We start from the raw sequence: 25,036 nt of genomic DNA, 5'->3' as shown, positions 1-25,036 counted from the left end.
CACCTGTGGCTTGCGCATCACCTCGTCAGCAAGGTGGAGAAGACCGGACGCTTACCAAGCAGGCAGCGTTTGCCCGCTAGCGCTCTATATTAATAGTCACAATCGACCGGTGAGGCGCTGCCAACGCAGCCACCATACCTCGCCGCGGTCGCGCCGTTGCTGCCGAGCGGTGAGCATCGCAGCCTTTATACCGGTGGGCGTCGTCCCCACCAGCGGTTCGCGCCGGCGGGCATAATGGCTCGTTGACAGGGCACGATGCGACAGCCCCGTAATGGTGGAATAAACCAGCCCGGCTTCGCGCTCATTCACCAGCAGCCGATGCGGCGCGTCGTGCCGTATCGGCCAGATCGCGCGCGTGTAGGCGATCGGTCCGGTGACGTGGAACACACCGGTTCCCCCTACCCCGTCGCGCCATGGATCGTAGCGATCAATGCGAGCGCAGACCTCGTCGATCACCGCGCGAAGGAACGGGTGCCCCGGTGCCGAGGCAACGAACCATTGCTGCAATGCTCCCCCAGGCACGTCGACCAGCTCGCGGTGCAGCCCCCAGGTAAAATGCTCCTCGCCGCGGCGATTGCGCCACTGGGATAGAAGATACTGGTCATCCGGACGCACTACCTCCTCGAGCGGACGGTCAACCGTGCTCTTGAGGTCAAGGTACAATCCGCCGAGCCGGTAGACGATGAGATAGCGGGCAAGGTCAGCTCGTGCGGCGCCATATTCCGGGCGAAGCCGGTGATAGCGTGCCAGCATGTCGGCGCCGTATTGCGCCGCGATGAAGCGCTCGACCGCCTCGCCGTCGTATAGTCGAAAGTCCCATCCGGGATTGGCGTCGATCAGTGCCGCGCGTACGGCCGCCAAGCTCGGCGGCACGGCCTGACCGATCGCGAGTTGGTGAACGACACGCGGGATGATGCGATCCGACTGAGCGGTCATCGGCCTGCCTGATGGCTGATATATACGACCACCGAGGTAGCTTGTTTCTGGAACGGTTGCACGGTCAGCCGAACAGTCTTCCGGTCACCCCTTCCAATCGCCCCAGCGCCACCTGAAGGTAATAGGCCGCTTTGGCTCTCCGTCCGCGCAGAAGCGACACCACCGCGCCAGCGCCGGGGCGCGCAACCCAGTTTGCCTTGTCCAAAGCGCCGTAATCGAACCGGCGCAACACATGCCCCATGCCACGGCCGTAGGCGCGCGCCTTGCGCCGTGCGCGCTGGTCGGGCGCGACGGTCACGATCTCCTCGTGGTGCCCCGCTACGGCGGGATCGAACCAGCAGCCAAACCCAGCTGCATCGGCACGCAACACGATGTCGACGCCTTCGCATGCCTGCCACGGGCTCGCCGCACCGACCCCAACATCCTCACTATAGCCGCCGATCGCCTCCAGCACCGAACGGCGGAAAAGCATCACCCACTCGATCCCGGTGGTCCACACGTTGAGCCGGGTGGATCGACACGCGACAGGCTCGAAACGGCCGTTAATGCTTTCGCCGGTCGTTTTGGCGGCGCGGCCCGCCAGCACGTCGGCATCGTGCCGCCCCATCGCCGCCAACGCATCGGCAACGAAGTGTGGCGGGTACCAGCAATCGTCGTCGGGAAAGAGTACAATGGCGCCCGTGGTTGTCGGCCACCCGCGATTGCGCGCAACGCTGAGCCCGCGCTCGCCCGGCGTGTGGAGATGGCGTAGCGACACGCGTTCGGACCAGCGCGCGATCAGCGCATGGAGGCGATCATCGTCGTTCTGGTCGACCACCAGCACGTCAAAATCACGCTGCGTCTGCGTTTCCAGCGATTCGAACAGGCGCTCCAGCTCTACTGTCCGCCCCAAGGTCGCCACCACCATCGACAGAGCGGGTGCGTGAGGTGTTTCCAAGGGAACAGGGGCAGGCATGTTGGGTCTTCCAGCGTGGCGCAGCGTTGCTGTGCTCTAGGTTGTTTCCTCCGGCGCAACAATGCAGCGGGTCAGCCTCGTTTCAGCGCCTTCAGCGCACGTCTGATCAGGCTGCGCGCCACCAGGAAGGACAACAATGGCGCATTGGCGATTGCGCCGCGATCGCGCCCGACAATCGGGGTTCGTCGACGCGAGTAATGGCCTTTAAAATGACGCTTGTGTGCGTCGTCATTACCGAGTGTCGAGTAATGCAGCCCGATCACGCGCTCGGTCGCGATCCGCCGATGTGGATGCTGCGACAGTAACGGCGCAATCGCCAGCGTATAAGGGATTGGTCCGGTGACGCGGATGACGTTGAGCCCGACACCGACCCGGTAGGGATTATAGCTGTCGATCAGGTGCAGCACACGCTCGATTACGGCACGCAGGAACGGATGACCGGGAGATGCCATGACGTGCCACTGCTGAAACTCGCCGCCCGGCACGCCGCTCAACTCAGGATGCAGCGCAGCGTTGAAGTGGGTTCCACCCGGCGCATTGTCCCACTGCGCGATGATGTAGGCGTCGTCCGGCCTCAGCACCGCATCGAACGGCTGGTCCGCCCCGCTCTTCACGTCGAGGTATATCCCGCCCATCCGGTACACGAGCAGGTAGCGGAACAGGTCCGCGCGTGCAGCACCATAGCCCGGCGCGATCGCATGATAGCGTTGCAGGATCGCCGGACCATATTCCTCCGCGATGAACTGCTCAGCCGCGGTCGCATCGTAAAGGCGGTGCTCCCAGTCCGGATTGAGCGCGCGCAATGCCTCGACATTGGCGCGCAAGGGCGCGGGCGGCTCACCGCTTAAGTAGATTTGGTGGATGAAACGGGGGATCGCCCTGCCCAGTCCCCCGCTGTGTGCTTGCGATGCCGCACGTCGAGCGACCTGGTCCAGCACACGCGCGATGTCGTCGCTCGTCCGCATGGCTTAACCCCGTCCGAGTTTCGTCAACACGCGCCTGATCAGGCTGCGTGCGGCCAGAAATGCCACCAATGGGGCATTGGCGATCAGGCCACGATCGCGGCCGACGATCGGCGTACGGCGACGTGAATAATGACCGCGGAAATGTCCCTCATGTGCTTGTCCGGCCAGCACCGAATAACACAGCCCGATCGTGCGCTCGTCCCGAATACGGCGGTGCGGATGCTGCGGCAACAATGGCACGATCGCCAGCGTATAGGGGATCGGGCCGGTAACCCGCAGCACGTGGCGTCCAACGCCGACGCGGTACGGATTGTAGCTGTCGATCAGGTGCAGCACACGCTCGATCACCGCGCGAAGGAACGGATGCCCAGGTGCTGCGATAACGTGCCACTGCTGGAACTCGCCACCCTGTATGCCGCGCAGTTCGGGGTGGAACAGCGTATCCGGCTTGTCGACACTGTCGTGCCATTGCGCGACGATGAACGCGTCATCCGGGCCCAGCACCGCGTCGAACGGCTGGTCGGCGCCGCTCTTCACGTCGAGATATACCCCACCCATCCTGTACACCAGCAGGTAGCGGAACAGATCCGCGCGCGCCGCGCCGTAGCCCGGCGCGATCGCATGGTAGCGGCGCAGGATCGCCGGGCCATATTCCTCCGCGATGAAGCGTTCGATATCGGCATCATCGTAGAGACGGTGTTCCCAGCCGGGATTTAGCGCACGCAATGCATCAACGTTGGCGCGCAGGGGTGCCGGCAGGTCTTTGCTGAAATAGGTTTGATGAATGACGCGCGGAATTGCACGCGTGCCGCGCACCTGTTCAAGCCGTCGCTCGACCCCCGCGTCGAGCGCGCTCGTGATCTCACCCATGTCGATCATGCGCGCCGCCTAACTCATGACGTAGCGAAAGTCGACGTGATCGCACCGGGTGATTGAACAACCAGCCCGCGACCGTTTCGCCGCCAGCGCTCCTGGGTCGTTCTGTACCCTACCCCTTGTTTACCAAGTCATCTGACGCAGTCAGTGCGTCGAGAAGCTGCTGCGCCGTCAACTGCCACGTGAACAATGCCGCGCGCGTGCCGGCACGATCCGCCAGATCAGCCCGCAGTGTTTCATCACCCGCGATCCGGCGCAATGCCATTGTCCAAGCGTGCATGTCATGCGGATCGGCGTAGATCGCCGCATCGCCGCACACCTCCGGCACCGCGCCCCCCGTCGTAGCGACCACCGGACAGCCCATCCGCATCGCTTCCAGCGGCGTGAAGCCGAATCCTTCAGTCAGCGACGGGCAGGCAAAGGCGTAGGCCGCCCCGTACAGTGCCTTGAGTTCGCCGTCGCTTACCCGACCGAGAAAAAGGATGTTAGGCGCCTCGCGCAGCCCCGCACCTTGGAAAACTTTCGCGTTTCCGCCGCCCGCCACCACCAAATCTAGATTTGGCAAATCGGCTGCCACGAACGCGTCGATCAGCATGGCAAGGTTCTTGTGCCGCGCCAGTGAGCCGATCGCGAGCAGGAACGGGCGGCCATCGAGCTTATGGCGTACCAGCACCTCGGGTTCGGCTTTCACCCTATCGAGATGGTCGATACCCAACCGCAGCACCTGCGCCTTGCCGCGCGGCACCAGACCGAAACGCTCGAGTTGTGCTTTGGAGAAGTCTGATATCGTGAAAACGACGGCTGCACGCCGGCTCGCCAGCGTCATCATCACCCGGTACCACCAGCGGAATGCCCGCGAATAGGATTCAGGGTGTAGTATCACCTGTGCGTCGCAGATCAGCAATGCTTGGCGACGGCGCGTGAGCGGACCGGTATTGCACAGGTTGAGGAGCCAAGCGTCCGGTAGCGCGCGCGCGAGTTCCGCCTGTTCCCACGCATGCCCGCCGAGACGGCCGATGACCGAGACATGCGGTGCGGGCGCCCCAAACACGGCCGTATTGTCGACCACGGGGGTGTCAGCGGGTACCACTATCTCCAGGTCGGGCTGACCGCGCGAGGCCAGCAAGGTGCGCACACTGCGTCCGAGTTCCAGCGCGAGCCGTTCGACGCCCGTCACCGGTCGATTCAGAAAGCGTGCGTTAAGCGCCAGCCTCATGATGTCGGCACCGGTGCCGGCAGGGCCACGCGCTGCTGACGCACCCGGGCATAGCCGAGCGCGACCATGAACCATGGTGGAAGATATGAATATTCGGACACGGTGATCGCTTCCATGAAGAAGATCGCCAGCAACGCTGCGACGATGGCGCCACTGTCCGCTCCTTTGCGCAGCCGCACGCAAGGCGCCAATATCACACCGAAGTAGAGACAGGTTCCCACCACCCCGACGTTGGCGAGCAGGTTGGACAGCATGTCAGTCGAGCGGACTGAACCGAAACCCAGTCCGAACAGGAATCGAAGAATATTCCCGTCAGTCACGATCCGCACATGATTCATGAACGCCGACATACGCTCGTTGCCGGATACCGTATCCAGCTTTTGGAACAGCAAGGTGTCGAGCGCGCGCTGGAACGGATCCAAGGTCGCATACAACAGCACGGCGACGAGCAACGCCGCGGCGATGTACAGGACAAAGTCCTGCCGATGTCGAACCTCCGTGTAGCTGATGCCAACACCCAGACCGATGATCGCTGTGGTCGAGGTCGACAGCAGCAGCGAGAACGCCAGAATGCCGAACAGCGCCCACCACCGGCGCGCATAAGCGTAGACGGCGAATGGCGTCACCGTCAGTGCGTACATCGACGGCTCGCCGGTCAGGCTTTTCAGTCGCATGAAGTTCGAACCGAACAGCGTCGATCCCTGCACTACGCTGCCCGTCACATATTTGCCCGACCCGGCACCAGCCGCAGCCGTATCCAGGTCGCCGAAGTTGCGATTGGACAATATGTCGCCATTACTATGGAAAATTGCATAATAGATGAACTCGTAAAACCCATAGCACGCGAGCAGCAGGACGCCAAAAAACGCGTATTTCAAAAACGCTTCTTGATAATACTCAAAGCACAAGTAGCAGAATAATACAGCCGCAAGCAAATATACACCTTGCGTAACATGTGTCTGCTTTAAATAACCACTAATATATATCTCTTTAATCACCAAGAGTTGACTCATATCCGGTACGTCAATCAAGTATCCGGACAGGCTGAACGCCAGATAAATCGTGTAGAACAGCACAAAGGCGGCGTAGAAGGCTAGCAGCCGCAAGAAACGTGAATCGTTGCCGATCAGGATCGCTGGCGAGAGCAAGACGAGCAGGAAGGCAGCGGTGCTGCCCTGCACCGGCGTCAGCAAGACACTCTGGATCGGTGCGGTCAGCAGCAATGCCCGAAAGAACAGGCCATTGACGAAGCCTTGCGACACCCAGTCGTAGATGGACGCGCGCTTCGCCGGTGGTATGGCGCGCGGAATGGCGGCGAACTGCGTCGCCATCTCAGCTCGCGTCAGGCACGGCATTTAGCCGCCGCATGGTGATGCGGTTGATCGTCACTTGGTGCGCGGCAGCGGATGATTGCACGTCCGCGCCGATCTGCAGCAGCGGGAATGCACATGGCACCGCCGTTGCCGTACGCAGCCGCGCAGGGTTGCCCGCCACGGCGGAAAATGACGTAGTTGTGTCCCCGCAGATCAGCTTGAACGACAATGCCGGCAGATCCGGCATGTCGCTGGCAGGGACGTCAAGCTCGAGCGCGTAGCGCCCCAGCGTCGCCGACGTGCGCTGTTGTGCGAACACCGGGACCCCGCGTCCATTCCAATCAATCATCAGCGGCGTGCGCGTGCCGTCCTTGGTCGCGTCGACGCTAAATCCTTCGCCCGTCATCATCTGCCACTGGAAAGGGACGGGATCGTGGTCAGCGTCGTAGCTACGGCTCGCGCGCGCGAACTGGCCGTCGTCTAGGGGACGGGTCACGCCCGGTTGCACCCGCTGCCACAGGGCATAAGCCTGTGATTGCAGACCAGCGCGGTCGAGCGCATTGATGCTGGGTACCACCTCACTTTTCGTAATCGGGCCACGACGCGCCAGTTCCTCGATCACCCGCACGCGGCCAGTCAATTGCTGGGCGGTTTTGAGATTGCCGATCGATGTCGCGAGATAGACGCCACGCCAGCCCGGCTGTGCTGCGAGCCGATCGACGAGCGCGGGTCGCAACGTCGGTTCGATCTCAAGTAGCGGCAGGATCTGCGTAACCTGATCGATCAATTGCTGACGGCGCAGCAGCGCGTCGCTGATGTCGAGCACGCCGGTCAACTCGTTGCGCAACGCGATCGCATAGAGGCGGTTCTGCAACGCCGTCGTGTCGCGCCATCCCAGTTGCGCCACCACCGCCAGCCACGCCGGTGTCCGCGCACCACCATGCAGTTTCGCATCGCGTGCCATTGCAACGTTCATCACGCGCTGATCGAGCGGTGCCGCGGTGATGGCCTTGTGCACCGTCGCATCGCTCAATCGGTCAAGCAGAGCCGCCGGCGCTGCATCAAGTGTGGCGAGCAGCGCCCCGGATCGTGCCGCGCTGACCCGCGCCAGCGCCGTCGCGGCGACCGCGGCATAGCTGAAGATTGCTAGCAGTACCGCGGCCGTAACTACCGCGGCGATCGCGCGCCGCGGAAGGCCCGGCTTAGCTGCGCTCGGCATAATCGTAGCTGTAGCCATATTCCGCGCCATAACCGTAGCCGAACCGGCCAGGATCAAACTTCACTAGGATGGCACCAGCAACCGCGCCGCCACCCTGCGCCAAGCGGGACAAGGATGCCTGCAACTGACGAACCGGATTGCGGCCGGACTCGATGACGTACACCGTTGCGTCAACGAGGCTCGACAGCACAACCGCGTCCGCCAGACCAAGCACCGGTGCGGAGTCCACCAGCACGGTGTCGTAGCGTTCGCGCAGCTCAGCCAGCAGCGCCGTCATCTGCGGGCTGTTCATGAGTTCGGTCGGGTTCGGCGGGATGTCGCCGGCGACGATGAAGTCGATCTTACCGTTGTCGCTGCTGCGGGTCGCCTGCGTCGCGTCGATCTGACCCGACAGCACGTTGCTGAGACCGTTGCGGTTGGTCAGACCGAACAGGCGATGGATGTTGGGACGACGCAGGTCGGCGTCGATGATCACCACGCGCCGGCCGAGCCGCGCGAGGCTAAGCGCCATGGCGCGACAAGCGGAAGACTTACCCTCGCCCTGTTGCGTGCTGGTGAACATCATGGTCGACGGTACGCCTTCGGCCGACAACAGCGACAGGCTGGTGCGAACCGAGCCATAAGCATCGCTCTGCGCCGACTTGGGGTCTTCGATGTCCTGGTCAGGCGTGTTGGTCGAGGGCACGACGCCCAGGATCGACAGGCCCGTGGCGGCACGCACCTCATCCGGTGTGCGGACTGCGTTGAACAATTGTTCGCGCAGGAAGACGAACAAGGCCGACAACAGCATGCCCAGGATTAGTGCCAGCGCCAGGTTGAGCGACAGCTTGGGCCAGGACGACCGATCCGGCACATTCGCGCGATCAACGATCGACAGGTTGTTCGTTTGAATGCCGGACTCGGCGTTCAACGAATTGTATCGGCGAAGCAGTGCTTCATATTGCTGACGGTTGGTGTCCGCCTCGCGCCGTAGGATCGACAGCTCGATACCCTGGTTCTGCTCGGACAGGGTGCTGTTCTTCAGTTGGTCGATCTCGCTTGCCAGTTGCTGCTCGCGCGCTTGCGCGATCTGATAGGCATTGCGGACGCCGTTGCGGATGTTGCCGGCCAGCGCGCCGATCTGGCGATCGAGTTCGCGCAACTGCGCCTTGGCCGCGGCTACGGTTGGATAATCCTCGCGGCGGGTAGCCAGTTGCTGCTGATACTGACCTTGAACATCGGCGCGCCGCTCCAGCAGGAGCTGCACCGCATTGTTGTTGAGCACGTCCGGCGTACTCAGCGCCGGCAAGCCCGAAATCTGATTCCACTTCTGCTGCGCCGCGATGCGGTCGGCAATGGCGGTGGAATAAGCCTGGTTCAACTGAACCAATTGCGCGGTGATCAGTGATTGCGGACGCGCTGCATTGTCGGAGGAACCGCCGGACCCGGCCGCGTTACCGGCATCGACGATGCGGGTGCGCCGGCCGTAATCGACCACCGCCTGCTCCGACTTGGCGAGCCGCGCCTGCGCTTCGGCCAATTGGTCACGCAGGAAATCGAGAGCATAAACCGACGCCCCTGCCTTTCGCGCTAGATTGCTGCGAATATAGGCATCTGCGAAAGCATTGGCGATCCGCGCCGACAGGCGTGGATCAGGGCTGGTGAACGAGATGTTGGCGATGCGGGTGGTGCCGGTGAAACGCACCGTCATGCCGCCCCGCAATAACTGCAGAACGCGGTCGCGATGCGCTTCGCGCGGGGTCATGCCCGTAGGGACGCCTGTGCCTTCGTCTTCAATCCCCATCGAGCGAAGAAACGCGTCGCCGTTGAACAATGCCTCGCGCTCGGCGACGGCTTCCGCCACGCCGCGGCTGCGGATGATGTCGAGCTGGGTTTGGAGAAACCGCTCGGTATCGGCGTTGGGCGACGTTTCCTGATCGGCCTCGGTCCCCAGCACCTTGGCCGCTTCCTGCCGAACTTCTACCGACGCGGTCGCCTGGTATAGACGCGTGGTCAGCAGCGCGGCGGTGATCGCCAGCGCGATACAGACGGCGAAGATACCCGCGATCCAGTAACGTGATCGATAGGCTGCGGCCCAGATTTCACGCAGTGCGTGGCTGGACGTCGTGGACTCGATGCGTTCGGAAGCGCTCGCGGGCGGCGTAGAGGCTGGCGCGGAAGCGGCCCCGTTGAACGGAAACTGCATGGGCTCGGCCCTTACTGATTAAGCGCGATGAAGAGACCGGCGACACCCGGAAGTGCGGCAAGCCCCAATCTGAACAAGGATGTGAACTGCGCGTAGCCGACCACCACGATGTCCGATTGCTGAATTTGCGGATCTGCCATGCGTCCGGCACGGATCTCGTTCAGGTCGAAGCGAGCGATGTATCGCTTGCCGTTCGTTTCGCGGATGATGATGATCTCGTTGAGCTTAGCGTTCTCAGTTACGCCATCACCCAGTGCCACGGATTGCAGCAGCGACAGGCGGGCACCCGGTATCTGGTACACACCTGGCTTTCTTACCTCGCCGTCCAGCGTAACGACGAAGTTGGCCGCACGATCGAGCGAGACAGAGACGCTGGCATTACGCAGGTAGCGCGCGTTGAGCCGATTGGTGAGCGTGCTGGCCACCTCCGCGGTGGAGAGACCTGCGACCGACAACTCGCCCAGCAGCGGATAGGAAATCTTTCCGCTGAGCGACACAGGTAGGCTGTCGAACGACAATTCGGGTTCGCGGAACACCTTGATCGACAAGGTATCGAGCGGCCCCAGACGATAATCTTGGCTGGCGACCGGCGTGATGATGCCGCCACGCTCGGCCGGAGGCAATTCCCCCCCCATCGGAATACCGGAGCCGCCACCGCAGCCCGAAACCATGCCGGCGATCGCCAAGACCGGTGCGAATTTAAGACGCAACGCAAAACCCTTGTGAGTAGAAAAACCGGTGCCGATCAATATTCCAGCGCTTCCACTAGCAGCAGGGCTCGTTATCCATCAAGCTGCTTCGCTGTTCGCGTCGTTTGAGACACCACCTTCCGCTACGCTGCGGTAAACCGCTGCCACGGCCAAGGCGAAGAAGGTCCAGGCAGCCGCGCGCCGTAACGGGTAATCGACCACGCTGTGCAGCGCGAACAGCAGCACTGCCAGGAAACCGAACAGGAGTTGATGCCGCGTCGACGCAGATCGCGGCAACTCGCGCAGGCGCCAGACGGCACCGACCAGCGAGATCGACAGAAGCGCCAACAGAATCAGCGCCGGCACGCCGCCTTCGATCAGCAATTGAAGGTAATCGTTGTGCACCGCATTCACGATGGTAGGCTTTACCCAGGCAAGCTGCTCGGTCGTGATGAACAGGGTGCGGAACGATCCGAACCCACTGCCCAACCATCCATATCGCTCGGCCAGTGGCCATGACCAGCCTAGGAAACGCCAGCGCAGATCGCTGTCGACGTTGTCCACTCGCCCGGCAACCGTTTCAAACGCCGACGAAGACATGACCACCACGGCCAGCACCGCAACCAGCGCGATCGTCAGCACGCGCCAGCGCAAGGCTACGCCGCGCGCCAGGTCCAGCAGCACCACAACCGCCGCTAGCACCCCCAGCGCCAATCCAGCGCGACTGTTGGTAACCACGATCGCAACCAGCGCGAATGCGATATAGCCCGCCACCAGCAAGCGCCGTCGCTCGCGCCACCGTGGCCGACGGCTGACCTCCAGGCCGAACAACAGGATTGAGCAGGCGAGCACGAGCGCCATGTGATTTTTGTTGGCAAAGAAGCCGAGCAACGTAGCGCCCATGTTGGCCTGTAGCGCCATCCAGCGTCCATCGCTGAACACCTGCAATAGCCCGACCGCTATATTCAGCAGCACCAGCCCCATGACGACCAAAAACAAGCGTTGAAAATCGGCGTTGGAAAGCCGCAGCAGCCAACCGGTGAACGCGACGAAGCCGACCGCCATCACCGCGCACAAGGCGGTTCCCGCGGGATCGAGCGTCAGCGGCTGCCACGTGTCCGCCAGACCCACCAGGCCGAGCGTCAGACGACGCAGATCCTGTCCTGGAAGCGCATGCCAGATCGTGGGCGGCAGTGGTATCAGTTGCAGCAGCGGCAGCACCGCAATGCCGATCAACGCGATCTGCCCCGGCAACGATACACGGGCGAAGGCAGTGAAGCCGTCGCGCCACGCGAGCGCAACCGTCATCGCGATCGTCGCCACCATCAGCACCATGTTGCCGGGCGTCCACGCCAGGAGGCCGCCTCCGAACAGTCCGGCGATCAGCAGGTAAGCGGCGACCAGCAGGAACTCGCCCTTACCGGCATTCCATGATGATCTCGGGGATCCACGATGCGATCGATGCCCTGATTTCCTTCGACGCTGCAATCCCGACTGGCTCGCTTGCATGATCACTCAACAGTAGAAATGGCGAGCCAGAACGCTCAACCGGCGAGCGCGGCATAGTCGCACTTTGCCGTAAGGCCAACCAGCGCGCACACGGGAACGCGACCGGGGCCAAGACGTAATCCAGCCCGAACACATAGGAGCCGCAGCTATTTCCGACATCCCACATGCCTCGCGTCGATCGGTTTTAGGCGTCTTGGCGAGTGTTTCGCTTGCGTCCAGTTCGCAGTCAGCGTTGGGTGCGCCTGCGGCGTCGGCCGGGGTTGCGGCAAACGCCGTCACAATGACGCCCGAACAATTCGGCGCGATCGGCGATGGTTTGGCCGACGATGCGCCGGCGGTGCAGCGCGCGCTGGACGCGGTTGCGGCCCGTCCCGAGGGCGGCATCGTGTTGTTACAGGCGAGAACGGCCTACCGCTGCGGGTCTGGTCTGGTGTTGGATGCGTCGCGCACATCGATGATGGGCGTCGCGCTGCTGGATTTCAGTGGCTGGGAAGGACGCTATCTACGTGTGTCAGCCACGTCCACCGGTGCGCGCGGCGAGCCTGAAAACAATTACGGGCATAAGGGAATGATGTCCGGTGCGATCCGCATCAAGGGTGCCGGATCGGCAACGCGCAGCATCGGAGTGGATTTCGACTCTCCCAACGCAGCCACCTCAGCTCAATTGCTGATCGAGAATCTGTCGATTTTTGAGTGCGGGACCGGCCTGCGTTTCGGCGACCATGCCTACAACAACGTGCTGCTGCACTGCGAGGTATTCGGCTGCGACCTTTGCGTCGATTATCCCGGGGCCCATGATAACGGCGAGCGTAATGCCCTGATAGGCTGCACCTTGTACAATTCGGGCACGGCTGTTCGCATGTCGGCCGGAAACGGTGCGCTCCACCTGCAAAGCTGTTCGCTCGATTACACCAAGACGCTCTACGACGTGAAAGCGGGCTCGATACTGGCGACGTCGTGCCATCATGAAAGCGACACGTGGCAGGATCGTCCGATCCGCTGCGCGGGTGATGGAGGGTTCGTTCGCCTGGATGGAGGGTGGCTGATCAACCAGGCGAAGTCATGGCCCGGGCACAGCATCATCGATGTGGCCAAGGGCTCAGCAGTGCACCTGACCGATATGATCGTGCACAATTTCGTTCCGGCCGACTCTGGCGCTGCCCGTCCGATGTGCTGGGGGCAAGGTGTAGGTCTGATTCGGGTACGCGGTACTCAATCCTACGATCTCGGCACCATCCCGCCGCGGCTGCATGACGGACGGACACGCTTGTCCGACCCCGACTTCACAGCCAAGGCATGGCAGGACACTGTGTGGCGAACGGCCGATACCCGGCAGCCGATTACCGATCGTCACGCGCAGCCCGGTGCCAACCTCCAGCTTACCCGTGGGCGCGTGGCGAACGAGCAGGGCCTGGTTGCCAGCAAGACATACGGCAGCAACTCCGCAGCCGCGTTCATCCTGATCGCGCTTCCGATACAGGACGGCGACACGGTCTTGTCGGGCTTTCGCGTTCGGCGCGATCCTGCGCGGCCCGGCAGCAACGGTACCTTGTACGTGTCTCCGGCGTGGGCGCGGATCGATGGCCAGGATGAGCATCGGCTTCCGATCACGGTACGCCTGGAAACGGTGGGAACGCAGACGGTGGACGCGCCGACCGATCGTTTCGCGCTGATATCGCCTGCGTCGTCGCGTACCCAACGGACTGCACCGTCATGGGCGACGCATTTCTGCATGGTGATTGATCTGGTCGCCGCACACGAAGCCAGCTTCATCTTTAATGGTTTGTGGGCGGACACGATCTGATGACAAACGAGGCAAGATACGACGACCGGCGCGGCTTTATGCAACGCCGGTCCTTGCGAACACTGGGCTGGTAGGATCGCTCCAAGCTACCTGTATGGTGCAGCGTGCCAGGCGGTTTCTAATCTCCGATGGGGCTCTCACCGTATTTTCGCAACACATCGTTGAACGCTTCGGCCATCAGCGCCTGGAGGCTTCGCCCCTCTCGTCTCGCGAGCATGTGCATTGCGAAGGACATATCAGGACTGAAGAAGCCGGCGATCTGCTTGCGTCCTTCGCGGCTAGCAGCGCGCGCGGCCGTAACCCCTTCCCTGCCCTGCTGCGTCGGCGCCACCACGACCGATGAAGGAACAGAAAGCGTAGTGGAAGTGGCCGGGGCTTGCGTGCGCAGATTGGCGAAACTGGGTTTGCGGCTCATGATCTTTTTCCCTTAACCGAGCGCGGCTGAGTGCCCACTTGTCGACATGTCCACTCGTAGAGTTGTCGGATATCTGACGCGGCGCGGCTGGTAGGTTCGCTTTCCAGCACGCTTTTCCCTTCGGCGCTCGCGTGGCGATAGGCAGCCCGGTCGGGAATGATCACCGGGCAAGCCGGCGTGCCATAGCCCTCCACCAACTCGCCCGCCTCAGTATAGATGCGCGGCGCATTGGGCGCGCCGGCAGTGAAGACAACGAAGGCCGGTTTCCTGAGTAGCTGTACCAGCTTGGCGGTGGTCTGAATTGCAGACAGGTCAAATGCGCTGGGGCGGCACGGGATCAGCACCAAGTCGGCGATCTCGACTGCAGCGCGCGCGGCGCTGTCGGCGTGAGGTGGCGTGTCAATAACGATCAGCTCCGCCCCCTGCCCTGCCGCTGCCTTAACCTTTGCGGCGAGCCGCGGCGGCGGGCTGTCGATGACCTCGGGTGCCGCCTCGCCACGCCACGCCGACCACTGGCTGGCGGTTGCTTGCGGATCGGTGTCGACGATCAGTGCGATGCGTCCCGCCTCATGCGCGGCCGCGGCGAGATGAATCGCGAGCGTCGTCTTTCCTGCACCGCCTTTCTGGCTGATAATTGCGATTGTCGCCATGTCGAACTCCCTACGTGTCTACATGAAGACGGGAGTGAGTGTATGCAAGTATTTTGTGTTCTGACAATCCTCATTGAGGAAGGGATCGTCGGCATAGTGAGTCGAAGGCAGTTCTCTCTCGGCAGAACGCTTCAGGGTTTCGCCGTCCCGGACGAATACGGATATTGTCGGCTAAACGACATGTCTACACCTCGACAGGTAGAGCTGTCATTCATCGCTTTGTCGCGAAACTTCGCGCCGTCCAGATGTTGGTAGCAAGCGCCTATTCCCGATCGTTGCGGACGACGATCCTTGAGGCGAGATTATAGATCTGCCTCAGCGTGAACGCGCGTTCGCTCGGGGTTCCTGCCATTGTGCTGCACCATCACCGCACACGAGCGCTCACGGCGGCTAAACGCCTTAAATCATACCTGTCGACAGCACTACAGGTCCACACGTTTGATTGTTGCCATAAGCCAGGGCGACCGGCACTAGCCGCGCCATCGCAATGCCAAGGTTGAAGGAATAGGGGTGAAGGACGAGGACGAACCTACGCGCTTTGGGGCCTCACGTGCCCTGCCCGCGCTGTCGATCGTCGCCCCCGCATATAACGAACGCGAGAACATCCGCCCGCTCACCCTCGCGATCGCGAACGCGATGGGAGAGACCTCGTGGGAACTGATCGTCGTCGACGACGACAGCCCCGACGGTACCGCGCACGAGGTTGCGGCGCTGGCGGGGGAGGGCGCGCCGGTGCGCTGCATCCGCCGCGTCGGGCGGCGAGGGCTCGCGTCCGCAGTGGTCGAGGGCGTGCTGGCAGCGGAGAGCGCGCTCGTCGCGGTGATCGACGCCGACCTGCAGCACGACGAGACGCGGCTGCCCTTGATGCTCGACCTGCTGCGGACCACCGACGTCGACCTGGTCGTCGGCAGTCGCCACGTCGAAGGGGGCGGCATGGGCGCGTGGGACGTGGGCCGCCAGCGGATGAGCCGCGTCGCCACCTGGATCGCGCACCGACTGGCGGGCGTGCGCGTGAACGATCCGATGAGCGGGTTCTTCGCGGTCAGGCGATCGGTGGTCGAGGCGGCGATCTACGACCTGTCGCAACAGGGCTATAAGATCCTGCTCGATATCCTGACCTCGTCACCCGGCCCGCTCAAGGTGGCGGAGGTCGGCTACGTCTTTCGCGCGCGCCACGCCGGCACCAGCAAGCTCGATGTCGTGGTGCTGATCGAGTACGCGTTTCTGCTGATCGACAAGCTGACGCGCGGGCTGATTCCGCCGCGTTTCGTGCTGTTCTGCGCGATCGGCGGGCTGGGGCTCATGTGCCATCTCGCGGTGCTTGACGTAGCGATTGGGCAGGGGGCGTCGTTCCTGCGCGCGCAGGGGATCGCGACGCTCTCCGCGATGGCGTTCAACTACGTGCTCAACAACGCGATCACCTATCGCTCGGCGCGGCTGAGGGGCGCGCGGTTCGTGATCGGCTATCTGGTGTTCAGCGCGGTGTGCAGCCTGGGGGCGCTCGCTAATATCTCGGTCGCCAATCTGACGCTCAATGAGATGGGAAGCTGGCCGCTTGCAGGAGTAGCGGGGGCGCTGATGAGTTCGGTGTTCAACTTCGGGGTCGCGACGCATTTCGTCTGGCGACCACGCCGGCCACGGCGCCGCGCGAGGGTTGTGCTGTGCGCGGGCGCGTGAAGCTTCCTGCCCCACCGTCGCCGGCGGGGCAGGGGATCGGCTTAGTTGCTGTCCGAATCGTCGTCGTCGGCAATGATGACGATGCCGACGATCACTGCGGCTGCGGCCGCGATCGCGATGATCAGCCCGCTGCCGCCCGCCGCGATATCGCTCTTGCCGGCCGAGGGAGCCGCGGCGCGCACCGACTTGGCGACCGACAGCGACGAGGCAGGGTTCGCCGGCGCGGCAGCGACCGGAGCGGCGATGAGTGCCGATGCGGCGAGCGCCGCGAAATACTTGCTGAACATGTTAAACTCCCGATTTTACACATCGTTGTGTTAGCTGCGTTGCAGCAAGAAGTCGAGGCGACTGGTCGTCTGTTTCATGTGCCTGGTCGCAGATCGACGGACACCAATGGGATGCGGTGTCGACGGCGTCAAAGTGGCTCTCGCATACACCAACCTCCTTGCCCCCGGGTGTTGGGTTGATTGGATCGGTCGTGATCCAACCGCCGGCAACAGGAGGTGATACGCGATCACCGTCCGACGTCGTCAGTCTTGCTCGCGTGTGGGGGTAGATAACTGGGCAAGGGGTTACGGACCATCGTGAGACTCGCGCTCGGCGAGGTCGGACTAGGCCTGGCGCGGTTCGCCGCCTCGCGCGCGTCGATCGCGGCGCCGAGCTTGGCGAGCATCCGCCCGAGCGGGCCGTCGAGCGTCGCCAGTGCGAGTTCGCGGCACGACAGCGTTTGTCGCATCGCCGCCTGCTCGCGCGCTCGTTCGGCAGCCTGCTGCTCCGCGTCGACGGGCAGGGGGGCCGGGCGCAGCCAGCGCGGCAGGTGGCGGAGCACGGTCTGCGGCAGCATCAGGCGATAGGCATTCGAGGTCTGCGTGATCCGCGGTCCCGCGCCCTCGGCACGCAGCCGCGCGAAGCGGCGCTGGCGGAGGAGGAAACCGATCTCCTCGAGCAGCTTCAGCCCGCGCGCGACGGTCGCGCGACCCAGACCCGTGACGCGCGCGAGATGGTCATAGCTGGGATAAACGCGCCCGCGATTGAGTCGCGCGAGCGCGAGCAATTCCTCCAGCACCCGCACCGCGCCCGCGCTCAGCCGCGCGACCAGCCGCTCGGACGCGGTGAGCACGCGCTCGCCGCGGCGCTCGATCCGCCGGAGCATCCGCGCGGCATCCAGCGCGCGGCGTGCGGCACGCAGCACGCGGTCGGTTTCACCCTTCGCCGGGATCGCAAAGAACGCGTCCTCGAACGTTCCCACTTCGCGGCTGCCGGGCAACACCGGATGATGCAGTAACGGGGCCGCATGCTCCGCACCCGCGGAACAGGTGAAGGGGCGAGTATCCTGCGACACCGCGCCCGCGCGTCGTCCAATCCGCACGAGCGCCAGCGCGCCCGCCTCACCGAGCGTATAAGCCGTCATCGTCCATCCCCGTCGAGGGCTGGGACCAGGGTCAAAAAAGAGCGTGGCGCGAGACGCGCATCCTTGAACCGGAGAGGTTTCGACGGTATCTGGAAGGGGCATATGACTGACCCCGGGTCGACGTTTGGCGACGTCGTTCCATCAACCTTTCGGGATGCCCGGCCTTCGTGCCGGGCTTTCCTTTATGTGGTCACAGCCGCTTTCCTGTTCGTGCCGGCATCAGCGCCGGTCCTGCGCATGGTGTCGCAAGAAAAATCCAATAAAGAAAGCGGCTACGGTTCGTGCTTTCGAGTAGGAAATGCCGAATTCGGCGAACAAAACCCCGAATACACGCGGTCTATTCGTGCTTTCGGGTAGAATAAGCGCGAAGAGTTCGTGCTATCGAGTAGGAAATAGCCGCACTCTTCGTGCTTTCGAGTAGAATTGATCGATGTTACTCGGGCAGCCCGCGCGTCGATTCGTGCGCGCCGGTGGCCGGTGATTCGGCGCCTCCGTCGATCAGCCCGCTAACGTCTTCGTCGGTCGCCTCGCTGGCCTGCTCCGGCCGATAGTTGATGACGACGCGCGCGGGCGCGGCGCGGCGTCCGCGGCGCTGGGCGCCCTCACCAACGTCGGCGGCTGGGGCAGGGGCCTCGTCCTCGATCAGCTCGATCGCGTAATCGGGGATCGCGTCCGTGCCCGCGATCCCGCGCATCGCGGCGCGAAAGTTCGACAGCGGGTTCTGATAGCCGATCTGGAGCCGAAAGGTCGCGAGATCGATCTCCATCCGCCCGTCCTCGCAGGTCGAGCGCGCGACCTCGTAGATGCGCCGCTCGATCGGGCCGAGCTGGAAATAGGTCGCTGCATAGTTGAGCACCTGCCGATCGCGCAGGATCGCGCGGAACAGCCAGTCGCACAGCCGCACCTTGACGGCCTTCAGACGCCGCTCGCCGGTCTTGGTCTTGGAATAATGCAGCCGCGCTTCCGACAACCACGAGAAGAAGCCTTCCTCGCCCTCGCCGCCCGCCTCGATGTTGGTCTTGATCTGCGTACCCTGCAGCCGCTCGAGCGCCTCGGACAATCGCTGGTAGGAGCGCGCCGAGTGGTTCGAGCCGGTGACCGAGAACAGGTCGTGCGCGGTGAAGACAAAATCCTGCGCGACATCCTCGCCCGCCTCAAGCTTCGCCGCCATCAGGCTGGCGATGTAGAGCACGATCTCCTTGTCGTAGATCGTGGCGACCCCATTAGCGGACGGGCGCACCTCGATCGAGACGGTCGCGTGCTCGTAGCTGAGCGGCTTCATCCACGCGTTCTTCGATAGCGCGAAGAAGGGAAACGCCATCAGCGAGCGCTCGCCGCGGATCTCGCCGTACAAGGGGCTGTCTAGCTGGAACAGGTCGCGCTGCGACAGCGGCTTCCCATCGCGCTTGCGCACGGGCGCAGGCGTGCGGGCAGGGGGGGCGGACGGCTTGGCGGGCACTTGGGTCATGCCGGATATTTCCTACTCGAAAGCACGAACTTGAGGGGGGAATGCGAAGGAGCACCGAGACATCCTGCTCACCGGAACGACGCGAGTTCGTGCTTTCGAGTAGGAAATAGCCTCGGGTGATGGTGCGGCCGTCATCCGCACGATCATAGCGTGGCGACGGCGCGAAGTCTTGCGCGAGGGGATAGGTAAGGGCATCCGTTGCGCTCGGGGGGCATTCAATGAGCATAGCCACGGTTCGGCGGATCACACCCGAACGCCATCGCGACAATCGCGGCTGGTTAAGCGAGATTTATTCCGAGCTCCGCTTCGCCGCATTGGGGCTGGATTGCCGCTTCGTTCAGGACAATCACTCCTTTTCCTCGGCGGCATTCACGTTACGGGGGCTGCACTTCCAGACGCCTCCACGCGGGCAGAACAAGCTGGTGCGCTGCATTCGAGGGCGCATCTTCGACGTCGTTGTCGACGTACGCCGCGGATCGCCGACCTATGGGCAATGGACAAGTACCGAGCTCAGCGCTGCAGACGGGCACCAGTTGTTCGTTCCTTCGGGCTTCGCGCACGGCTTCCTGACGCTCGAGTCCGAATGCGAGGTGCTTTATAAATGCTCGGACACCTACGCGCCCGACTACGACGGTGGTATCCGGTGGGATAGCATCGGGATCACGTGGCCGATCCCGGCGGGTCAGACACCCGTCCTGTCCGCCAAGGATCGATCACTGGCGACGATTAGCAACTTCGACAGTCCTTTCGAGTACCACGGAGGACCGCTCACTCCGCTTGCTTGAGATCGATCATGCGTATCTTCGTCACCGGCGGGGCCGGCTTCATCGGCTCGGCACTCGTTCGTCACCTGATCGAGCACACCGACCACGAGGTGCTCAACTTCGACAAGCTGACCTATGCCGGCACGCTGTCGACCGTGGAGCGCATTGCGGACTCGAACCGCTACCGTTTCGTGCAAGGCGACATCTGCGACGCCGACGCGGTGCGTAGCGCGATCACCGAGTTCAAGCCCGACGTCATCACGCATCTGGCCGCCGAGAGCCACGTCGACCGCTCGATCGATGGGCCGGGCGCGTTCGTCCAGACCAACGTGGTCGGCACCTACACGATGCTTGCTGAGGCGCGCGCCTATTGGCTGGGGCTCGACGAGGATGCCCGCGCCGCGTTCCGTTTCCACCACATCTCGACCGACGAGGTGTACGGCACGCTCGGCGACACCGGGCTGTTCACCGAGGAAACGCCCTACGACCCGCGCTCCCCCTATTCTGCCAGCAAGGCGGGTAGCGATCATCTGGTGAGCGCCTGGGGCCACACCTTCGGGCTGCCGGTGCTGATCACCAATTGCTCGAACAATTACGGGCCCCACCATTTCCCCGAGAAGCTGGTGCCGTTGATGATCGCCAAGGCGTTGGATGGCGAGCCGCTGCCGATCTACGGCAAGGGTGACCAGGTGCGCGACTGGCTGTTCGTCGAGGACCACGTCCGCGCGCTGCAGGCGGTGTTCGAGCGTGGACAAATCGGGCGCACCTACAATGTCGGCGGGCACAACGAGCGCCAGAATATCGAGGTGGTACGTACACTCTGCGCGATCCTCGACGAGCTGCGCCCGCGCGCCGACGGCCGGCCCTACGCCGAGCAGATGAGCGAGGTCGCCGACCGTCCCGGCCACGACAAGCGCTACGCGATTGATGCGAGCCGCATCGGCGACGAACTCGGCTGGTACCCGCAGGAGACGTTCGAGAGCGGCATCCGCAAGACGGTCGAATGGTACCTCGCCAACGAGGATTGGTGGCGCCCGCTGGTCGCGGCCAAGGCGTCCGAACGCCGTGGGGTAGCGGCGTGAGTGCTGTCGACACGTCGACTGACCGACACAGTGACACGGCGATAGGTGTAATCCTCGTCACCGGCGCCAACGGCCAGCTTGGCACTGAGCTCCAGCGGCTCACCTGGCCGGCGGGCGTCCGGGTCGTCGCGATAGACGTCGCCGACCTCGACCTGACTGATGCAGGTGCGATCGAGCAGTACGTCGCAGCCGGGCACGACGGACAACCGTTCGCGGCCGTGATCAATGGCGCGGCCTATACCGCGGTCGACAAGGCCGAGAGCGATCTCGTTACCGCCTGGGCAGTCAACGCAATGGCACCCGCGGCGTTCGGCAAGGCGTGTGCGCAAGGTAACATTCCGCTCGTCCAGGTATCGACCGATTACGTCTTCGCCGGCGACAAGGCGGGCGCGTGGGAAGTCGACGACGCGGTCGCGCCGCTCGGCGTCTATGGCGCGTCGAAGCTCGGCGGCGAGCTCGCGGTTCGTACCTCGGGCGCGCGTCACGCGATCGTGCGCACCGCCTGGGTCGTCTCGGCGCACGGCAACAATTTCGTGAAAACGATGCTGCGCGTCGCCGCGACCAACCCGACCTTGCGCGTCGTCGACGACCAGCGTGGCTCACCCACCAGCGCGGCCGATCTGGCGCAGGCGCTGCAGGTGATCACGCTCAGGCTGATCGCGGACGCAGACGCGCCGACCGGCACGTTCCACTTCTCCAACGCCGGCGAGATCACCTGGGCGGGCTTCGCGCGCGAGATCTTCCGCCAGTCCGCGGCGCGCGGCGGAGCCTCGGCCGAGGTCGCGGGCATCACCACCGCCGAATATCCGACGCCGGCAAAGCGCCCGGCCAACTCGCTGCTCAGCCATTCGGCAATTCAGCAGGCCTACGGTATCGCGCCCCGCCCTTGGCAGGACGCGCTCGGCGACATTCTGAACGACCTGATCGGAGACGTGAAGTGAAGGGCATCATCCTGGCGGGCGGCTCGGGCACGCGGCTCCACCCCGCAACGCTCGCGGTCAACAAGCAACTGCTGCCCGTCTACGACAAGCCGATGATCTATTACCCGCTCAGCGTGCTGATGCTCGCGGGCATCCGCGACGTGCTGATCATCTCCTCGCCAGAGTATCTCGACAACTACCGCCGGCTGTTCGAGGACGGCTCCGCCTTCGGCATCTCGATCAGCTACGCCGAGCAGCCGAGCCCCGATGGGCTGGCGCAGGCGTTCACGATCGGCGCGGACTTCATCGGCGACGACGACGTCGCACTGGTGCTCGGCGACAACATCTTCTTTGGTGCGAAGTTAATCGAGCTACTTGGACGCGCCACATCGCGCTCGCGGGGCGCAACGATCTTCGCCTACCGCGTTGAGGACCCGGAGCGCTACGGCGTGGTCGAGTTCGATGACGCGGGCTGCGTCGTTAGTCTGGAAGAGAAACCTGCACAGCCGAAGTCAAATTGTGCGGTGACGGGGCTCTACTTCTACGACAATCGCGTCGTCGACTACGCGCGCAACCTGGCGCCGAGCGCGCGCGGCGAGTTAGAGATCACGGACCTCAATCGTCTCTATCTTGAGGCGGGCGACCTCTTCGTCGAGCAGATGGGCCGCGGTTACGCCTGGCTCGATACAGGCACGCACGACAGTCTGCTCGAAGCATCCGAGTTCGTTCGCACGCTGCAGAACCGCCAAGGTATCCAGATTGCCTGTCTCGAGGAGATCGCCTTCGAGCGCGGCTGGATCGGTGTCGAAAAGGCGCGTGCCGCGGGCGAGCGCTACAAGAAGACCGCCTATGGCCGCGCGATCCTCAACGCGGTCGAGGAGGCACGATAAGGCAGCAAGGACGCGCTTGACGGAGCGCCTAAGTCGCTGCACAGCAGCAAGTGCTCAGCGGTTCACGGGCCGCTCACAGATGCGACGGCTTGAAAGCCGATGTGCGGGTGTAGCTCAATGGTAGAGCAGAAGCTTCCCAAGCTTACGACGAGGGTTCGATTCCCTTCACCCGCTCCAGCCTTCTATGGTACTATGCTTAAGCATCTATCAACAGCAAAATAGTAAATCACGGTTGTCTTAGCTTCTTGTACTTGCGGGATTGTCTGCGGTTGGCTGAAGACCAGGTGATGCGCGAGGTGAACCGCGCCGGGTTTGCCGGAGGCTGTTGGATGTGAGTCACGCCGCCATATCGATGATGTCCTCGGCGGCATAGTATTGCTCTTCGGCCTCGGCGGGCGGAATGTTGCCGATAGGCTCGAGCAGCCGGCGATGATTGAACCAGTGGACCCATTCGAGCGTGGCGTACTCGACCGCCTCGAAGCTTCGCCACGGCCTGCGGCGGTAGATCACCTCGGCCTTGTAGAGGCCGTTGATGGTTTCCGCCAAAGCGTTGTCGTAGCTGTCGCCGACGCTGCCAACCGATGGTTCGATGCCGGCTTCGGCAAGGCGGTCGGTGTACTTGATCGACACATATTGGCTGCCGCGGTCGGAGTGGTGGACGAGGCCGCTACCCCGCATCGGTCGTCGGTCATGCAGCGCTTGCTCGGGCGCATCCAGAACGAAGCCGGCATGCGCACTCCGACTGGCGCGCCAGCCAACGATCCGGCGGGCGTAGGTGTCGATGACGAAGCCACGTAGACGAACCCCACCCAGGTCGCGACGTAGGTGAAGTCCGACACCCACAGCATGTTCGGTGCTCGCGCGCGGAACTGTCGGTCCACCCGGTCGAGCGGACACGGTGCCGCCTTGTCGCTGACAGTGGTGCGCACCGGCTTGTCGCGGATCACGCCAGCCAGCCCTCCGCAGCCATTCCAACGATACTACGCATCGTCGGAACCTTGAGCTGCTCCGCCCCTCGCCCGCATCAGTCGGGCAACGGTGCAACGGGCGACGTCGAAGCCTTCGCGCCGCAGCTGCCGCCAGACCTTTCGCACGCCGTAGACGCGGAAGTTCTCCTCGAACACGCGGCGCACCTCCGGTCCAAGCGCATCATCACGCCGAGTCCAAGCCGACCGTCTGGTTGGCTCAATCCTTATGGCTGCATGAGCATGATAGGTGGACGGGGCGATCGGCAGAACCCGGCAGATCGGCTCGACCGTACACCTTGCGATGCGCGTCGATAAACGACACCATCACCTCGCTCGGCGGTCGAGCTCCGCCATCGCAAAATACGCCGACGCCTTGCGCAGGATCTCGTTCGCCTGCCGCAGCTCGCGGTTCTCGCGTTCCAGCGCCTTCGTCCGGTTGGCAACATCGCTCGGCACCCCGGCGCGGGCGCCACTGTCGACCTCGGCCTTCTTCACCAACTCGTGCAGCGTCTGGCCTACACATCCGATCTTCGCCGCGATCGACACCACCGCAGCCCAGCGCGACGGGTGATCCTCCTCATGGTCCAGCACCATCCGCACCGCACGCGCACGTACCTCAAGCGAAAACTTGTTCGTCGTCTTGCTCGCCATAGCCCCTTCCTCTCAGGAGTTGGAGCCTCCGACAAACCCGGGGCGGTTCAGGGTGTCATTTCGCCCTCAGCCGGAACCGACCCCTAAGTCGCGTCGATCATGACGGTCTTCAGCTCGGCCTCGCCCGCAGCCAGCCCCTCCATCATGCGCGTGAACACGCCTCGCTCGCCCTAGCGCGTCCGTCGATTGTGCAGTGTCTTGTGAGGACCATAGGCTCTTGGCGCATCTCGCCAGCGCAGCCCATTGCGGTTGATGAAGACGATGCCGCTCAGCACCCGCCGGTCGTCTACCCGAGGCCTGTTGTGGCTCTTGGGAAAGAAGGGCCGCAGCCGCTCCATCTGCTCATCAGTCAGCCAAAACAGATCGCTCATTCCGGTCTCCTTGCGGAGCCTGAATCATCTGTGGACGCCCCTTCGGGTGCAAGCGGTATCTGGAAGTTCTGACACGTAGTCGGATGCTGCCATCTGTCCGGC

At 63.4% G+C, this 25,036-nt stretch carries 21 protein-coding genes, 1 tRNA gene, 2 pseudogenes and 1 other annotated feature; of the genes and pseudogenes, 7 read left to right on the top strand and 17 right to left on the bottom strand.

The genetic code is table 11. The features are described from left to right. Nucleotides 1-96: 96 nt before the first annotated feature. The 10 genes from Q0579_RS07180 to Q0579_RS07135 all read right to left on the bottom strand — a co-directional run bounded on the left by Q0579_RS07180 (nucleotide 97) and on the right by Q0579_RS07135 (nucleotide 11,677). The gene (locus Q0579_RS07180; RefSeq protein WP_298810597.1) at nucleotides 97-936 is read right to left on the bottom strand and encodes a glycosyltransferase; all 840 of its coding nucleotides are present in this window, start codon (nucleotides 934-936) and stop codon (nucleotides 97-99) included. A gap of 64 nt (nucleotides 937-1,000) precedes the next feature. Next, on the bottom strand, nucleotides 1,001-1,891 hold the full coding sequence (locus tag Q0579_RS07175; protein ID WP_298810594.1) for a glycosyltransferase family A protein: 891 nt from the start codon (nucleotides 1,889-1,891) through the stop codon (nucleotides 1,001-1,003). 71 nt (nucleotides 1,892-1,962) lie between these two features. Then, the gene (locus Q0579_RS07170; RefSeq protein ID WP_298810591.1) at nucleotides 1,963-2,856 is read right to left on the bottom strand and encodes a glycosyltransferase; all 894 of its coding nucleotides are present in this window, start codon (nucleotides 2,854-2,856) and stop codon (nucleotides 1,963-1,965) included. A 3-nt stretch (nucleotides 2,857-2,859) separates the two neighbouring features. After that, nucleotides 2,860-3,735 carry a glycosyltransferase gene (locus Q0579_RS07165; protein WP_298810589.1) on the bottom strand — a complete coding sequence of 292 codons (876 nt, stop codon included), beginning with the start codon at nucleotides 3,733-3,735 and terminating at the stop codon, nucleotides 2,860-2,862. Nucleotides 3,736-3,844: 109 nt separating this feature from the next. Further along, a complete protein-coding gene (locus Q0579_RS07160; protein WP_298810586.1) occupies nucleotides 3,845-4,948 on the bottom strand; it encodes a glycosyltransferase family 1 protein in 1,104 nt (367 codons plus the stop codon). After that, complete coding sequence (locus tag Q0579_RS07155; protein WP_298810583.1) at nucleotides 4,945-6,279, bottom strand: hypothetical protein; 1,335 nt, start codon at nucleotides 6,277-6,279, stop codon at nucleotides 4,945-4,947. Before Q0579_RS07155 ends, Q0579_RS07160 begins: the two co-directional genes overlap by 4 nt. Before the next feature lies 1 nt (nucleotide 6,280). Continuing rightward, the gene (locus tag Q0579_RS07150) at nucleotides 6,281-7,537 is read right to left on the bottom strand and encodes a hypothetical protein (RefSeq protein WP_298810580.1); all 1,257 of its coding nucleotides are present in this window, start codon (nucleotides 7,535-7,537) and stop codon (nucleotides 6,281-6,283) included. Further along, on the bottom strand, nucleotides 7,464-9,665 hold the full coding sequence (locus tag Q0579_RS07145) for a polysaccharide biosynthesis tyrosine autokinase (RefSeq protein ID WP_298810577.1): 2,202 nt from the start codon (nucleotides 9,663-9,665) through the stop codon (nucleotides 7,464-7,466). Before Q0579_RS07145 ends, Q0579_RS07150 begins: the two co-directional genes overlap by 74 nt. 11 nt (nucleotides 9,666-9,676) lie before the next feature. Then, entirely contained in the window at nucleotides 9,677-10,414 is a 738-nt protein-coding gene (locus Q0579_RS07140; RefSeq protein WP_298810574.1) for a polysaccharide biosynthesis/export family protein, read from the bottom strand. 39 nt (nucleotides 10,415-10,453) lie between these two features. Further along, complete coding sequence (locus tag Q0579_RS07135; RefSeq protein WP_298810571.1) at nucleotides 10,454-11,677, bottom strand: O-antigen ligase family protein; 1,224 nt, start codon at nucleotides 11,675-11,677, stop codon at nucleotides 10,454-10,456. Between the two features lie 466 nt (nucleotides 11,678-12,143). Here Q0579_RS07135 and Q0579_RS07130 point away from each other — a divergent pair, with 466 nt between their 5' ends. Then, a complete protein-coding gene (locus Q0579_RS07130) occupies nucleotides 12,144-13,667 on the top strand; it encodes a hypothetical protein (RefSeq protein ID WP_298810568.1) in 1,524 nt (507 codons plus the stop codon). Nucleotides 13,668-13,785: 118 nt separating this feature from the next. On the opposite strand, the gene Q0579_RS07125 is transcribed toward Q0579_RS07130, so the two are convergent. Both Q0579_RS07125 and parA read right to left on the bottom strand, forming a co-directional pair. Then, complete coding sequence (locus Q0579_RS07125) at nucleotides 13,786-14,082, bottom strand: ribbon-helix-helix domain-containing protein (RefSeq protein ID WP_298810565.1); 297 nt, start codon at nucleotides 14,080-14,082, stop codon at nucleotides 13,786-13,788. Next, a complete protein-coding gene (gene parA, locus Q0579_RS07120; protein WP_298810562.1) occupies nucleotides 14,079-14,732 on the bottom strand; it encodes a ParA family partition ATPase in 654 nt (217 codons plus the stop codon). Before parA ends, Q0579_RS07125 begins: the two co-directional genes overlap by 4 nt. A 510-nt stretch (nucleotides 14,733-15,242) precedes the next feature. Between parA and Q0579_RS07115 the strand changes: the two genes are divergently transcribed. Continuing rightward, nucleotides 15,243-16,409, top strand: a complete 1,167-nt coding sequence (locus Q0579_RS07115) for a glycosyltransferase family 2 protein (protein WP_298810559.1) — start codon at nucleotides 15,243-15,245, stop codon at nucleotides 16,407-16,409. 41 nt (nucleotides 16,410-16,450) lie between these two features. Here the strand turns inward: Q0579_RS07115 and Q0579_RS07110 are convergent, their stop codons facing one another. The 3 genes from Q0579_RS07110 to Q0579_RS07100 all read right to left on the bottom strand — a co-directional run bounded on the left by Q0579_RS07110 (nucleotide 16,451) and on the right by Q0579_RS07100 (nucleotide 19,288). Further along, nucleotides 16,451-16,696, bottom strand: a complete 246-nt coding sequence (locus tag Q0579_RS07110; protein ID WP_298810556.1) for a hypothetical protein — start codon at nucleotides 16,694-16,696, stop codon at nucleotides 16,451-16,453. A 227-nt stretch (nucleotides 16,697-16,923) separates the two neighbouring features. Beyond that, on the bottom strand, nucleotides 16,924-17,820 hold the full coding sequence (locus Q0579_RS07105) for a helix-turn-helix domain-containing protein (RefSeq protein ID WP_298810553.1): 897 nt from the start codon (nucleotides 17,818-17,820) through the stop codon (nucleotides 16,924-16,926). A 433-nt stretch (nucleotides 17,821-18,253) separates the two neighbouring features. Next, a complete protein-coding gene (locus Q0579_RS07100; protein ID WP_298810550.1) occupies nucleotides 18,254-19,288 on the bottom strand; it encodes a replication initiator protein A in 1,035 nt (344 codons plus the stop codon). A 218-nt stretch (nucleotides 19,289-19,506) separates the two neighbouring features. On the opposite strand from Q0579_RS07100, the gene rfbC reads away from it, so the two are divergent. The 5 genes from rfbC (at nucleotide 19,507) to Q0579_RS07075 (ending at nucleotide 23,121) form a co-directional block, all read left to right on the top strand. Next, a complete protein-coding gene (rfbC, locus tag Q0579_RS07095) occupies nucleotides 19,507-20,073 on the top strand; it encodes a dTDP-4-dehydrorhamnose 3,5-epimerase (protein WP_298810547.1) in 567 nt (188 codons plus the stop codon). 8 nt (nucleotides 20,074-20,081) lie between these two features. After that, nucleotides 20,082-21,134 carry a dTDP-glucose 4,6-dehydratase gene (rfbB, locus tag Q0579_RS07090; RefSeq protein ID WP_298810544.1) on the top strand — a complete coding sequence of 351 codons (1,053 nt, stop codon included), beginning with the start codon at nucleotides 20,082-20,084 and terminating at the stop codon, nucleotides 21,132-21,134. Beyond that, nucleotides 21,131-22,075 (top strand): dTDP-4-dehydrorhamnose reductase, encoded by a 945-nt coding sequence (gene rfbD / locus Q0579_RS07085; protein WP_298810541.1) that lies wholly within the window; start codon nucleotides 21,131-21,133, stop codon nucleotides 22,073-22,075. The genes rfbB and rfbD overlap by 4 nt, the downstream gene beginning before the upstream one ends. Beyond that, complete coding sequence (gene rfbA, locus Q0579_RS07080; protein WP_298810538.1) at nucleotides 22,072-22,944, top strand: glucose-1-phosphate thymidylyltransferase RfbA; 873 nt, start codon at nucleotides 22,072-22,074, stop codon at nucleotides 22,942-22,944. Before rfbD ends, rfbA begins: the two co-directional genes overlap by 4 nt. A gap of 103 nt (nucleotides 22,945-23,047) precedes the next feature. Next, a tRNA-Gly gene (locus Q0579_RS07075) sits at nucleotides 23,048-23,121 on the top strand. A 159-nt stretch (nucleotides 23,122-23,280) separates the two neighbouring features. On the opposite strand, the pseudogene Q0579_RS07070 reads toward Q0579_RS07075, so the two are convergent. Both Q0579_RS07070 and Q0579_RS07065 read right to left on the bottom strand, forming a co-directional pair. Next, nucleotides 23,281-24,563 (bottom strand): annotated as a pseudogene (locus Q0579_RS07070) (IS3 family transposase). Continuing rightward, nucleotides 24,165-24,279: a sequence feature (AL1L pseudoknot), on the bottom strand. (Overlaps the previous pseudogene by 115 nt.) Nucleotides 24,564-24,649: 86 nt before the next feature. Next, nucleotides 24,650-24,934 (bottom strand): annotated as a pseudogene (locus Q0579_RS07065) (transposase); the annotation flags it as partial. Nucleotides 24,935-25,036: the final 102 nt, after the last annotated feature.

This window comes from uncultured Sphingomonas sp. (assembly GCF_936927845.1).
Classification (GTDB): Bacteria; Pseudomonadota; Alphaproteobacteria; order Sphingomonadales; family Sphingomonadaceae; genus Sphingomonas.
The sequence above is the reverse complement of the archived record's forward strand: the minus strand, read 5'-3'. Positions and strand labels throughout refer to the sequence as shown.

Coding starts and splice junctions, on each gene's coding strand:
- rfbC (WP_298810547.1), top strand. CDS start 19,507: ATGAGCATAGCCACGGTTCGGCGGATCACACCCGAACGCCATCGCGAC.
- Q0579_RS07145 (WP_298810577.1), bottom strand. CDS start 9,665: ATGCAGTTTCCGTTCAACGGGGCCGCTTCCGCGCCAGCCTCTACGCCG.
- Q0579_RS07175 (WP_298810594.1), bottom strand. CDS start 1,891: ATGCCTGCCCCTGTTCCCTTGGAAACACCTCACGCACCCGCTCTGTCG.
- Q0579_RS07105 (WP_298810553.1), bottom strand. CDS start 17,820: ATGACGGCTTATACGCTCGGTGAGGCGGGCGCGCTGGCGCTCGTGCGG.
- Q0579_RS07110 (WP_298810556.1), bottom strand. CDS start 16,696: ATGTTCAGCAAGTATTTCGCGGCGCTCGCCGCATCGGCACTCATCGCC.
- Q0579_RS07125 (WP_298810565.1), bottom strand. CDS start 14,082: ATGAGCCGCAAACCCAGTTTCGCCAATCTGCGCACGCAAGCCCCGGCC.
- parA (WP_298810562.1), bottom strand. CDS start 14,732: ATGGCGACAATCGCAATTATCAGCCAGAAAGGCGGTGCAGGAAAGACG.
- Q0579_RS07170 (WP_298810591.1), bottom strand. CDS start 2,856: ATGCGGACGAGCGACGACATCGCGCGTGTGCTGGACCAGGTCGCTCGA.
- Q0579_RS07160 (WP_298810586.1), bottom strand. CDS start 4,948: ATGAGGCTGGCGCTTAACGCACGCTTTCTGAATCGACCGGTGACGGGC.
- Q0579_RS07130 (WP_298810568.1), top strand. CDS start 12,144: ATGACGCCCGAACAATTCGGCGCGATCGGCGATGGTTTGGCCGACGAT.
- Q0579_RS07165 (WP_298810589.1), bottom strand. CDS start 3,735: ATGATCGACATGGGTGAGATCACGAGCGCGCTCGACGCGGGGGTCGAG.
- rfbB (WP_298810544.1), top strand. CDS start 20,082: ATGCGTATCTTCGTCACCGGCGGGGCCGGCTTCATCGGCTCGGCACTC.
- Q0579_RS07180 (WP_298810597.1), bottom strand. CDS start 936: ATGACCGCTCAGTCGGATCGCATCATCCCGCGTGTCGTTCACCAACTC.
- Q0579_RS07100 (WP_298810550.1), bottom strand. CDS start 19,288: ATGACCCAAGTGCCCGCCAAGCCGTCCGCCCCCCCTGCCCGCACGCCT.
- Q0579_RS07155 (WP_298810583.1), bottom strand. CDS start 6,279: ATGGCGACGCAGTTCGCCGCCATTCCGCGCGCCATACCACCGGCGAAG.